Here is a 12,979-nt window from a genome sequence, read left to right as displayed (position 1 = left end):
GGCGAGTTTGTCGACACTCAAAACATGACATTGTATAATTATAATTAATGTAAAGAAAAAGGAGTTTTTATAGCATGGAAAAGATGAATATCACTAACCAAGAGCATGATGCGTTTGTGAAAGCTCATCCTAATGGTGATTTATTACAGTTAACAAAATGGGCAGAAACTAAACGCCTAACAGGATGGTATTCAAAGCGTGTGGCAGTGGGCGAAGATGGTGAGATTAAAGGTGTAGGTCAATTATTATTTAAAAAGATACCTAAACTACCATTCACGCTATGTTACGTTTCTCGTGGTTTCGTAACGGATTATAGTGATAAAGCTGCATTGGAACAGTTATTAGAAGAAACTAAAAAAGTAGCTAAAGCAGAAAAAGCCTATGCTATTAAAATTGATCCAGATGTAGAAGTTGATAAAGGCATAGATGCACTTAAAAATTTAAATGCGCTAGGTTTCAAACATAAAGGTTTCAAAGAAGGGTTGTCTAAAGACTATATTCAACCACGTATGACAATGATTACGCCAATAGATAAATCAGATGAGGAAATGTTCCAAAGTTTTGAGCGCCGTAATCGTTCTAAAGTAAGACTCTCATTGAAACGTGGTACTAAAGTTGAACGTTCAAATCGAGAAGGGCTTAAAAATTTCGCTGAATTAATGAAAATAACAGGAGAACGTGACGGCTTTTTAACACGTGATTTAAGCTATTTCCAAAATATTTATGATTCACTTCATGAAGATGGCGATGCTGAATTATTCCTTGTGAAATTAGAACCAAAACCTGTCTTAGATGATATTGATAATGAACTTGAGGAACTTGAAAACGAAAAAACACAACTTCAAAATAAATATGAGAGAAAGCAAAGTAACAAGACTAAAAATAAATTAAACGATGTCGAAGCTAAAATTCAAAAATCTATTGAAAGAAAAGACGACATGACTGACTTATTAGCAAAACATCCTAATGGAATTTATTTATCTGGTGCATTGTTAATGTTTGCAGGATCTAAATCATATTATTTATATGGTGCTTCATCGAATGATTACCGTGACTTCTTGCCTAACCATCATATGCAATATGAGATGATGAAGTTTGCGCGTGAACATGGCGCTAAAACATATGATTTTGGTGGAACTGATAATAATCCAGATAAAGACTCTGAACACTACGGTTTATGGGCATTCAAACGTGTCTGGGGCACTTATTTAAGTGAAAAGATAGGCGAATTTGACTATGTATTAAATCAACCCCTTTATCAATTAATTGAACAAGTTAAACCGCGATTAACAAAAGCTAAAATTAAAATTTCTCGTAAATTAAAAGGCAAATAGTCATTAACGATTAAATTTAAATCTGAACGATTCCACAATAATCATTGTGACGTTCAGATTTTTTTAGGATAATAGGAATAATTAAAAAATAAAAAAATTATAGCTTTTTAAAAGAAAAAGAATGGGGGAAGTAAATAAGTGATAAAGAAGATGTTAACGTTCTCGTTGGGAAATAAATTCGCAATTTTCTTAATGGTTGTTTTAGTAATTTTAGGAGGCGTATATTCTAGTGCTAAATTAAAATTAGAATTACTTCCAGATGTCGAAAATCCAGTTATATCTGTACAAACAACAATGCCAGGTGCTACACCTCAAACAACCCAAGATGAGATTAGTTCTAAAATTGATAACCAAGTACGATCTCTAGCATATGTTAAAAGTGTAGAGACACAGTCGATACAAAATGCATCAATTGTAACTGTTGAATATAATAACGGTACAGACATGGATAAAGCTGAAGAAGTATTAAAGAAAGAAATAGATAAATTAGGCTTTAAAGATGGGGTTAGTGAGCCAGAATTAACACGAAATTCTATGGATGCATTCCCAATTGTAGCTTATTCATTTACTAATAAAAATGATGACTTAAAAACCACAACAAAAGAAATTAATGACCAACTTATTCCTAAATTACAAACCGTTGATGGCGTTCAGAATGCTCAACTTAATGGTCAAACAACGAGACAAGTTACATTGAAATTTAAACAAAACAAATTAGATGAAGCGGGACTAACAGCTGATGACGTAGAAAATTACATAAAAACAGCAACTCGTGAAACACCTCTAGGATTATTTCAATTTGGAAAAAATGAAAAATCTTTAGTAGTTGATGGTCAATTTAAATCTGTTAAAGCACTCAAAGACTTAGAAATCCCATTAACAATAAGTGGCCAGAGTCAATCAGGCAGTAGTGATGATCAATCAAGTAGTGAGATGAGTAGTACTGGAGATAATACATCATCTTCAAGTTCTCAATCTCAAATGACTAATCAATCTCAAGCTTCAAGTGGAGAAATGCCTAGCGTCCCATTAAGTGATTTAGCAACAATAACTGTAGGAGATGAACGTGAGTCAATTTCTAAGACGAACGGTAAAGATGCAGTTAATGTACAAATTATGAAAGCACAAGATGCCAACACAGTTCAAGTTGCTAAAGAAGCTCAAAAGAAAATTGATGAATTTGTAAAAAATACTGATGACATAAAAGCTACGAAAACCATGGATACTGCTAAACCAATTGAAGATTCATTATATACAATGGTTGAAAAAGCAGCTTTAGGAACGATTGTCGCAATTATAGTTATCTTATTATTCTTGAGAAATATTAGAACAACGGCTATCTCAATTGTTTCCATTCCGCTTTCGATTTTAATAGCACTTATCGCATTAAAATTAAGTGATGTATCGCTAAACATTTTGACATTAGGTGCATTAACAATTGCTATCGGTCGTGTGATAGATGACTCAATTGTTGTTGTAGAGAATATTTATCGAAGATTATCAGATCCTAAAGAAGAATTGTCTGGCAACAATTTAGTCATTAGTGCAACAAGAGAAGTATTTAAACCGATTTTATCTTCTACAATTGTTACTATAATCGTATTCTTACCACTAGCATTTGTGTCAGGTTCAGTTGGTGAAATGTTTAGACCTTTCGCATTAGCAATTGCATTTAGTTTATTAGCATCTTTACTTGTATCCATTACTGTGGTGCCAGCATTGGCTTCTACATTTTTCAAAAAAGGTATTAAGTTAAAACGTAATTCACAACATCAGAATGATAGAGGACTAGGTGTTGTAAGCAAGAGTTATCGTAAAATTTTAAACTGGTCATTAAATCATAAATGGATTGTCTTAATTATTAGTGTCGTTATTCTAGTAGGAAGCATTGCGTTAGGTGGTGCAAAATTAGGTACAAGCTATATTTCAACAGGTGATGACAAATTCTTAGCCGTAACCTATACACCTAAACCCGGTGAAACTGAAAAAGCTGTTTTAGATCATGCAAAGCAAGCACAAAAATATTTACAATCCAAGGATAAAGTAAAAACAGTTCAATATTCCGTGGGAGGTCCTTCACCAGCAGACCCAACTGGTAGTACGAATAGTATGGCTATTATGGTTGAATATGACAAAGATACACCTAACTTTGAAGAAGAGCCTGATAAAGTTATCTCCCATTTATCAAAAATGAATCAACCAGGTGAATGGAAAAATCAAGACATGGGAAATGGTTCTGGTAATGATTTAGTTGAAGTTACAGTCAAAGGGCCATCTACGAATGCAATTAAAGATACAGTTGCTAAAGTAGAGCAAAAGATGAAATCAGTAAACGGGATCACCAATGTAAAATCAGATTTATCGCAAACCTATGATCAATATGAAATTAAAGTAGATCAAAATAAAGCAACAGAGAAAGGTATTTCTGCAGGACAATTAGCATTAAATTTAAATGAGAATTTGCCTGAAAAGACGATTACTACAGTTAAAGAAAATGACAATAAAGTCGATGTTAAAGTAAAACAAAACAAGCAGACGGATTGGTCTCGAAATAAATTAAATAATATGGAATTAAAATCCCCAACAGGCGAAACGGTAAAACTTAAAGATATAGCCGAACTAGAACGTACAACTACGCCAAGTAAATTAGTTCAAGAAGATGGTGACTACGCAACAACTGTTTCCGGTAAAATTACTGATTCAGACGTAGGTGGTGTATCTAGTAAGGTAATGAATAAAATCAATAATATAGATAAACCAGACAACGTTAAAATTAATGTGGGTGGTGCTACTGATGACATTAATCAAGCAATGACTCAATTGGCATTCGCCATGTTAGTCGCTATTGTTATCGTATATTTAGTATTAGTCATCACATTTAAAGGTGGCTTAGCACCTTTCACAATACTATTCTCACTACCATTTACTATTATTGGTGTCGTATTAGCATTATTGATTACAGGTGAAACAATATCTGTTCCAAGTTTAATTGGAATGTTAATGTTAATTGGTATCGTAGTAACCAATGCCATAGTGTTCATTGATCGTGTGATAACAAATGAACATGAAGGTATGCCAATGAAGGAGGCATTGTTAGAAGCGGGAAGCACTCGTATTAGACCAATTCTTATGACTGCCATTGCAACAATTGGTGCATTATTGCCTTTATTATTTGGACAAGATAGTTCAATATTAATTTCAAAAGGTATGGCAGCAACTGTAATCGGAGGATTGATTTCATCTACACTACTTACATTAATTGTTGTTCCCGTAATTTACGAAATTCTCTTTACACTTAAAGGTAGGTTAACAAGAAAATAAAGAACAAAAGCCTGGGACATTAATCAATGTCTCAGGCTATAACTATATATTGACAGTAGTTGACTTAATTATACTAATTTAATACATGATAAAAGTTAAAATAACATAAATGATAAATAATATAACTGATAAAATATTTAAAATTGAAACAGCTTTAGTATCATGTTTCAATTCTTTGAATGCGGTAATTTCAATATTACCAACCAGTAATGCTAAAACAATAAATACCCACCAGTTTTCAGCAGGGAATTGTAGAGTTGTAACTGCTAGTACAAACAGTAATAATACACTCATAATAATGCGTAAAATGCGAGTAATAATCGAATGCATTTTAAAAATGCTTATGTAACTAACGATGAGATATAAAATAGGCAATAATAATAAGTAAAGTTTCACTTGTTGTCTTCCTTTCTATAATGAACCTTAGACAAAATATAATTTTGATTCTATATAACAAATTCGAAGTAGCTGATTGAATTATTGAATAGAAATCATACTAGATTTACACAACTTTAATCATCTCATAAGATAGAAAAATTATTTATTTCTGACGTAACTTTGAACGTATCTCAGAGATTTGTAATTCAATATTTTCAAGTTGCTTAACGAGAGGGTCTATATTTTGATTTAAAGATTCCCGTTTCTCGAGGTCATTTTGTAAACGAACATAATCATACTTTAATTCATCTAATTGTGATTCTAAATTCATTAATCTTAAACCCCTTTAATTTCAAAATTTAACAATCACATTGAATTATATCATGAAACAATCCACTTCTAAAAATGAAGTAAATTATGTTAAAGTAATTAACTGTAATAATAATGTTAAAAAGAAGGAAGGAACTATCGTGACAGAGCAGTTTATGATGATTATTCTTTTAATAGCATTAGGTTATTTATTGAAACGGATAAACTTTTTAAAAGCGGCAGATAGTCAAGTATTATCAACATTAGTACTCAATGTCACACTACCTTCTTTAGTCATTGTCAATCTTAATAGTGCAGAATTAGATTTTTCATTTTCGATATTACCTATAATGATGATTGTGTATGGCGTCCTTGCTAAAGTCACTGTATTGTGGCTGTTTAATAAGCATAACAATCATATAAAAGGTACAGTTGGAATGATGACTGCATCACTTAATATAGGTTTATTTGCATATCCACTTGTTGATACGATTTGGCCCAAAAATGGAATGATTTATTTTGGAATGGCTGATATAGGTGGGGCAATTATTATGTTTGGAGTAACTTATTTTGTAGGAAGCTATTTCAGTCAAGGTGGAGATCAGTTTGATTTTAAATTTTTAGGCAAAAAATTAATTACTTCTGTGCCCCTTGTCACATATATCGTCATGTTTACTTTAAATATGTTAAATATTCATTTGCCTAAAGTATCAATTGATTTTTTCACTATAATATCTAAAGCGAATATGCCACTATCAATGATTCTTTTAGGTGTTATGCTTAATTTTAAAATTGAACGTCATTTCCTACCAATCGCAGTTAAATATTTATTAGCTCATTATGGTTTAGGTTTATTAGCGGGTTTACTCGCTCATTTCTTCTTACCCGTTTCAGATAATATGATTAAAACGACATTACTCATTGCTTGGTTATTACCAGTAGGAGTAGCGATTATTCCGTATTCTATTCAATTTAAATACAAGACATTGCCTTTAGTAGGTATGGTTACTAACATTTCGATTATCTTGAGTATAATCATTTTATATGTTTATCAAGCGATATTTGTTTGATTAAATAGAAAAAAGCAAGCAATTCTACTTTAAGGATTGCTTGCTTTTTATTGCATAGTGTTTGAAATTCAACCCTTACCACCCATAAAGGCAGGGTAGTTAGTCATACCACCATCAACGTAAATGGTAGTACCGTGAATATAGTTCGCTAAATCTGAAGCTAAGAATAATGCCACATTAGCTACATCTTGTTCTTCACCAATTTCTTTAGCTGGAATCATTTCCAATGTCTCAGCACGAGTTTCTGGATCAGAGAATTTCTCCTTAGTATGCTCAGTGACTATCGCACCTGGAGAAATGTTGTTTATGCGTATACCATATTGTGCGTATTCCATAGACATTGTTTCCATCATTAACTTTAAGCCACCCTTACTAGCAGCATAATTAACATAATTAGGCCATGGAATCGTATCATGTACACTTGATGTATTGATGATTATTCCTTTTTTATCTTCTTTTAAAAATTGATTAACCGCTTCTCTAGAACCTATGAATGCACCAGTTAAATTAATATCTATCACTTTTTGCCATTCATCAACTGACATTTTATGGGTTGGGATAGGTTTTTCAAATCCTGCATTATTTATCATAATATCTAGCGTGCCAAATTCTTTAACAGCAGATTGAACTAATCGTTTTACATCTTCCTCGACAGCCACATCAGCTTGTACAGCAATTGCTTCACCACCAGCATCACTAATCATATGCTTAATTTCTTCAATTTCATCTAAATGACGGTCAGAGCGATAATTTAAAACTACTTTTGCTTTTGATTTACCAAAGTTCTCTGCAAAGGATTTACCAATACCACTCCCAGCACCAGTTATAATTACGACTTTACCTTCTAAATCTGAAAACATTTTGGTTCCTCCTTTGTAATGTTAATTTATTTAAGATTACCGAGTATAAATGCGGCAATAACGATTAAGATTATACCAGACCAAATTCCAATCATTTGGCGTTTGTCTTTTTTCTCACCTAGTAAGAAAATACCACCTAGTGTAGAAACGATTACGAGTAATTGTGATAATGAGAAACTTGTTGCAACACCAACTTTAGGTTGTGAATAGAACATAAATAAGTTACCAATCGCCCATACAACACCTGGTATTAAGTTAAGGGCTGTAGATTTAATATTAGTTTCATGTTTCATTGATAACAAGAAGCCACCTATAGCCATACCAATTGATTGGAAGAATAATGCATCAGTACCACTGACACCAAAGATATCGGCTATTACTACATATCCGACATAGCCAACTGTTGAAATCACTAATATTAACATTGCTTTCTTAAATTCTGGATCATTCGATTTTCCTTTATTTTTACCGCGTAAAGAGGTTAACGCGATACCTGTAACTAATAGAACCATGGCAATAATTCCCATTGTTACTTGAATACCAGTACTCCATTCTCCAAGAAAAATAGCACTAAATAATGTAGTACCAACTAATTGCATACCTGTAGAAATAGGCATTGTTTTAGAAACGCCAATTAAACTAATTGAACGTAATTGGTTACCTTGTCCAAAGGCCCACAAAGCGCCTGATATTAAACCAACAATAATCACTGTTAAATTATCAAATTGTGCTTTACCAATTAAGAGCAATACAATACCAACTATAAGTGCACCCAGTGTTGTACCTCTTATTTGGTTATAAGGTCCGCCCCCAACAAAAACATTAATTAAAACGACACTCCCCCAAAATAGGGCAGGTAATAATGCGATAAGTATATCTATAAATTGCATTATGTAAACACTCTCCTTATTTATTTACTTCAAGTGTTTCCTTCCTATAACACTCGTGAACATTTTATCTGAAAAAAATAACTTTTAAAATGTAAAAGCTCATACGTTGAAGTAAATAAAAAAAGCATATTAAGATTTAATGTGTAATTATCTTAATATGCTCTAATGGCATGCTAGTAATTCAATTGACTTGGATCAATTTTATATTTAGTATATTCACTTTCAATTTCGAATCCCAATTCATTAAATCGTTCAACTAAAGTGACATTTTTACTGCGTATTTTAAAATAAACTTTATCAATAGAAAAATGCTCAAATGCATAATGAATTGCATATGAAAGTAAGTCAAATGCTATCCCTTTGAGACGATAATCAGTATGTGAACTAAAATATCGTATTTCAGCTAGTGATGATAGCGTGTCTATTTGTAAATAAAGGTATCCTTTTAACAAGCCTTCACTAACAAATAAAAATAATCGGTTATGTTCATCTAAAGTATTGACTATTTCTTTAGGAGTTAATGCGTTGTGTCTAAACGTCTGTTCATGTAACTTACTGAAAGCTCTTTGGAACCCTGGCTGATATTCAATGATATTGAAATCTGATTCGGGTTCATTTAATGATTTATAAACATTTAAATAGTAATCTGTGAAGTTATAATTCGCATGAATTAGCTTCATTAAAGGTTTTGAATCTTGTGCACAATCATTATAAGAGAAGTTAAAAGTAGCATGCTCAGATTGTGATTCCATTAATGCAGAAAATAATGAGATAAAATGATTATCTGTAAGAGTGAAACCTTTACTAACAAATGGTCCAATAACTTTGTATTTATCTTCTTCATATAAAATTCCAGTGATTAATGCGACAATTGAATCATCTTCTATTAAACAGAAAACACCAGTGGTATGGATAGATTCATTTAGTAACTGTTCTACATCACCTTTAGACGTATGAAGTTTATATATATAAGACGCAAGGGTATCTGATGATGTATTAATAAAAGATATGATTTGGTTCAGGTTGCTTACTTTGACTATGTCCATAGCGTACCTCCATTTCAATATCATTTTGTTAAATTAATTATAAGTTTATTTATTAGTAATTGAAAGTTTAGACTATTGTCTATCGTGTTACAATTGTATTTACATCAAATACATGTATTAAGAGATCTTTTATTGAAAGGAAAGTTCTATGAAATCATTAATTTTGGCAGAGAAACCATCCGTAGCTAGAGATATAGCTGAAGCTATGAACATAAAGGGAAGACGTAATGGTTATATTGAAAACGAAAAGTATGTTGTCACATGGGCATTGGGTCATTTAGTCACTAATGCACAGCCGGAACACTATGATAAAGCGTACAAGGAATGGAAACTTGAAGATTTACCTATCATACCGAAGCACATGCAAACAGTAGTTATTAGTAAAACAAGTAAACAATTTAAAACTGTTAAGTCACTGATTTTAGATAAAAAAGTGAAAGAAGTTATTATAGCAACTGATGCTGGAAGAGAAGGGGAACTAGTTGCACGGTTAATATTGAATAAAGTTCATAATAAAAAACCGATTAAGCGCTTGTGGATTAGCTCCGTAACCAAAAAAGCAATTCAAGAGGGATTTAAAAAGCTTAAAGACGGACGTGAATTTCAACATCTTTATGAAGCAGCATTAGCTAGAAGTGAAGCGGATTGGATTGTGGGTATCAATGCAACACGTGCGTTAACGACGAAATATGACGCTCAATTATCATTGGGTCGAGTTCAAACACCAACAATCCAATTAGTTAATGCTAGACAACAAGAAATCAATCATTTTAAACCGAAGAAATATTATACACTATCTACTGAAATAGGTGGATTAACTTTCCAATTAAGGACAAATAAGCAGCACATGACTAGAGAAGACGCAACTCAAATTGCTAATGAAATAGAACATGTAGAAGGTAATGTTGATAGTGTTGAAAAGAAAGTTAAAAAAAGTCATCCTAAGCCTCTGTATAACTTAACTGATTTGCAACAAGAGGCATACCAACGATACAAAATGGGGCCAAAGGAAACACTTAATACCATTCAAAATTTATATGAACGCCATAAAGTTCTTACTTACCCACGTACAGATTCTAATTATTTAACAGATGATATGGTGGATACTATTAAAGAACGACTTTATGCTTTATTAGCAACTGACTATAAATCACAAGTCAAATCATTGTTGGGGCAATCTTATTCAAGTAAAATGCGGATTTTTAATAATCATAAAGTATCAGATCATCACGCAATTATTCCAACAGAAGTACGTCCAGATATGCAAAGTTTGAGTAACAGAGAAAGTAAGATATATATGATGGTAGCTGAAAGGTTCCTAGAATCTTTAATGGCACCTCATGAATATGAAGCGGTTAGAGTTAATGTTACTGTTGGCAAACATATCTTCGTTTTTAATGAAAAAGCCACACGTCAACTAGGTTATAAAGCACTTAAAATGAACAGTGATAATGTGGTAAAGAAAGTTGCTTTTCAAAAAGGAGAAAAGTATCACCTTCAAAGTTTAAAAGTAAATGAACATGAAACAACACCACCTGATTACTTTAACGAAGGTTCATTGCTAAAAGCCATGGAGAACCCTCAAAATTATATACAACTTAAAGAAAAGAAACATGCTAACACATTGAGACAAACTGGAGGGATTGGCACAGTTGCTACAAGAGCAGATATAATTGAGAAACTATTTAATCTTAATGCAATCGAATCTAGAGATGGCAAAATCAAAGTAACATCTAAAGGAAAGCAAATTCTGGATTTAGCGCCTCAAGAATTAACATCTCCATTATTAACTGCCGAGTGGGAAGAGAAACTATTATTAATAGAAAAAGGAAGATATAATTCTAGACACTTTATTGACGAAATGAAGGCATTTACTCAATCGATTGTAAATACTATTAAAAATAGCGAGCAAAAGTATAAGCATGATAATTTAACTACTACTGAATGTCCGACATGTGGAAAATTCATGATTAAAGTTAAAACTAAAAATGGACAAATGTTAGTATGTCAAGATCCTACATGTAAAACTAAAAAGAATGTCCAACGTAAGACAAATGCACGTTGTCCAAATTGTAAGAAGAAAATGACATTATTTGGACGTGGAAAAGATGCAGTTTATCGATGTGTCTGTGGTCATACTGAAACACAAGAACAGATGGATAAACGATTTAAAAATAAATCCAGTGGCAAAGTATCTAAAAAAGAAATGAAAAAGTATATGAATAATGAGGATTCACTTGAGAATAATCCGTTTAAAGATGCATTAAAAAACTTGAAATTATAGTTTAAAATCGAACTTAATCATATTTGTTGGTAAAAAAGTTCGTTTTTATTATTGTGTTTTTCGAAAAGTAATATTAAAATATTAAAGTATTTTAATAAAAGGAGTTTAAAACCGTGAAACAATACTTTCAATTCGACGAGTATGATACTAATTATAAGAAAGAGATAATCGGTGGTATCACAACTTTCTTATCAATGGCATACATTTTAGCTGTAAATCCTCAAGTATTAAGTTTAGCAGGTGTTAAAGGTGTATCAGGTGACATGAAAATGGATCAAGGAGCTATTTTCGTGGCAACTGCTTTAGCAGCATTTGTTGGTTCTTTATTTATGGGACTTATTGCAAAATATCCAATAGCACTTGCTCCAGGAATGGGACTTAATGCGTTCTTTGCTTTTACAGTAGTTTTAACGATGGGAATTCCATGGCAAATAGGTTTAACTGGCGTGCTTTGTTCAGGTATATTCTTTGCTATACTTACAGCAACCGGTCTTCGAGAGATAATAATCAATGCTATTCCTTATCAAATGAAAATGGCTGTATCTGCTGGTATAGGATTATTTATTACCTTTGTAGGTTTACAAAGTGCTGGTATCATTGTGAAAAATGACTCAACATTAGTTACATTAGGACATTTAACAAAAGGTCCAGTTTTATTAGCAATTTTTGGTATTGCGATTACAATTATTCTATATGCTAGAAAAGTACCAGGTTCAATTTTTATAGGTATGATTATAACTGCTATAGTTGGAATGATAACTGGATTAATACAAACACCTTCTGGCGTAGTTGGTAAAATCCCTAGTATAACACCAACATTCGGTGCTGCATTTGAAGCCTTTAAGGATCCAAGTCAATTATTTACGATTCAATTTTTAATTGTAATTTTAACTTTCTTCTTTATAGATTTCTTTGATACTGCTGGAACATTAGTAGCAGTAGCTACTCAAGCAGGTATTATGAAAGATAACAAGCTTCCGAGAGCAAGTAGAGCTTTATTTGCTGACTCTTTAGCTACTATTGTTGGTGCCATTTTTGGTACAACAACAACTACATCTTATATTGAATCTACTTCTGGTGTAGCTGTGGGTGCGAGAACAGGTTTTGCTAGTATCGTGACAGGGATTTGTTTCCTTTTAGCATTATTCTTTAGTCCGTTAATTGAAATTGTTACAAGTGCAGTAACAACACCTGCATTAGTAGTAGTTGGGATTTTAATGGCAGCTAACTTTGCAGAAATAAATTGGAAGAAATTTGAAGTTGCAGTTCCAGCATTTATAACAATTATTATGATGCCACTATCATATTCAATTGCGACTGGTATCGCTTGCGGATTTATATTTTATCCAATAACTATGCTTATCACAAAAAAACACAAAGAAGTACATCCAATTATGTATTTCTTAATGGTACTATTTATTTTATATTTCGTATTTGTACACGGTTAATAAGGAAAAGAGTCCGGGACATAAAGTTCTTGGATAAGT

The 12,979-nt window shown here is 32.2% G+C and carries 10 protein-coding genes; 5 read left to right on the top strand and 5 right to left on the bottom strand.

Annotated elements, in window-relative coordinates; genetic code table 11:
- The first annotated feature begins 74 nt into the window (after positions 1-74).
- Both HMPREF3134_RS09250 and HMPREF3134_RS09245 read left to right on the top strand, forming a co-directional pair.
- Positions 75-1,334, top strand: coding sequence for a lipid II:glycine glycyltransferase FemX (locus HMPREF3134_RS09250; RefSeq protein ID WP_070442394.1), 1,260 nt, complete (start codon positions 75-77; stop codon positions 1,332-1,334).
- Positions 1,335-1,472: 138 nt separating this feature from the next.
- Positions 1,473-4,655: an efflux RND transporter permease subunit gene (locus HMPREF3134_RS09245; RefSeq protein WP_070442390.1), complete on the top strand. Its 3,183-nt coding sequence runs from the start codon at positions 1,473-1,475 to the stop codon at positions 4,653-4,655.
- A gap of 78 nt (positions 4,656-4,733) precedes the next feature.
- Here the strand turns inward: HMPREF3134_RS09245 and mspA are convergent, their stop codons facing one another.
- Together mspA and HMPREF3134_RS12090 are read right to left on the bottom strand one after the other, a co-directional pair.
- On the bottom strand, positions 4,734-5,051 hold the full coding sequence (mspA, locus tag HMPREF3134_RS09240) for a membrane stabilizing protein MspA (protein WP_070442387.1): 318 nt from the start codon (positions 5,049-5,051) through the stop codon (positions 4,734-4,736).
- Between the two features lie 145 nt (positions 5,052-5,196).
- Positions 5,197-5,364, bottom strand: coding sequence for an SE1832 family protein (locus tag HMPREF3134_RS12090; protein WP_110709153.1), 168 nt, complete (start codon positions 5,362-5,364; stop codon positions 5,197-5,199).
- 139 nt (positions 5,365-5,503) lie between these two features.
- On the opposite strand from HMPREF3134_RS12090, the gene HMPREF3134_RS09235 reads away from it, so the two are divergent.
- On the top strand, positions 5,504-6,412 hold the full coding sequence (locus HMPREF3134_RS09235; RefSeq protein ID WP_070442384.1) for an AEC family transporter: 909 nt from the start codon (positions 5,504-5,506) through the stop codon (positions 6,410-6,412).
- 68 nt (positions 6,413-6,480) lie between these two features.
- On the opposite strand, the gene HMPREF3134_RS09230 is transcribed toward HMPREF3134_RS09235, so the two are convergent.
- The 3 genes from HMPREF3134_RS09230 to HMPREF3134_RS09220 all read right to left on the bottom strand — a co-directional run bounded on the left by HMPREF3134_RS09230 (position 6,481) and on the right by HMPREF3134_RS09220 (position 9,208).
- The gene (locus HMPREF3134_RS09230; RefSeq protein WP_053025001.1) at positions 6,481-7,272 is read right to left on the bottom strand and encodes a glucose 1-dehydrogenase; all 792 of its coding nucleotides are present in this window, start codon (positions 7,270-7,272) and stop codon (positions 6,481-6,483) included.
- 26 nt (positions 7,273-7,298) lie between these two features.
- The gene (locus HMPREF3134_RS09225; RefSeq protein ID WP_070442381.1) at positions 7,299-8,162 is read right to left on the bottom strand and encodes a GRP family sugar transporter; all 864 of its coding nucleotides are present in this window, start codon (positions 8,160-8,162) and stop codon (positions 7,299-7,301) included.
- 173 nt (positions 8,163-8,335) lie between these two features.
- Entirely contained in the window at positions 8,336-9,208 is an 873-nt protein-coding gene (locus HMPREF3134_RS09220; RefSeq protein WP_070442378.1) for a GNAT family N-acetyltransferase, read from the bottom strand.
- A gap of 148 nt (positions 9,209-9,356) precedes the next feature.
- Between HMPREF3134_RS09220 and HMPREF3134_RS09215 the strand changes: the two genes are divergently transcribed.
- Together HMPREF3134_RS09215 and HMPREF3134_RS09210 are read left to right on the top strand one after the other, a co-directional pair.
- The gene (locus HMPREF3134_RS09215) at positions 9,357-11,492 is read left to right on the top strand and encodes a DNA topoisomerase III (RefSeq protein WP_070442375.1); all 2,136 of its coding nucleotides are present in this window, start codon (positions 9,357-9,359) and stop codon (positions 11,490-11,492) included.
- A gap of 113 nt (positions 11,493-11,605) precedes the next feature.
- Positions 11,606-12,940, top strand: coding sequence for an NCS2 family permease (locus HMPREF3134_RS09210; RefSeq protein WP_070442372.1), 1,335 nt, complete (start codon positions 11,606-11,608; stop codon positions 12,938-12,940).
- Positions 12,941-12,979 lie beyond the last annotated feature (39 nt).

Origin of the sequence: Staphylococcus sp. HMSC14D10 (assembly GCF_001808125.1) — a bacterium.
Classification (GTDB): Bacteria; Bacillota; Bacilli; order Staphylococcales; family Staphylococcaceae; genus Staphylococcus; species Staphylococcus haemolyticus.
The sequence above is the reverse complement of the archived record's forward strand: the minus strand, read 5'-3'. Positions and strand labels throughout refer to the sequence as shown.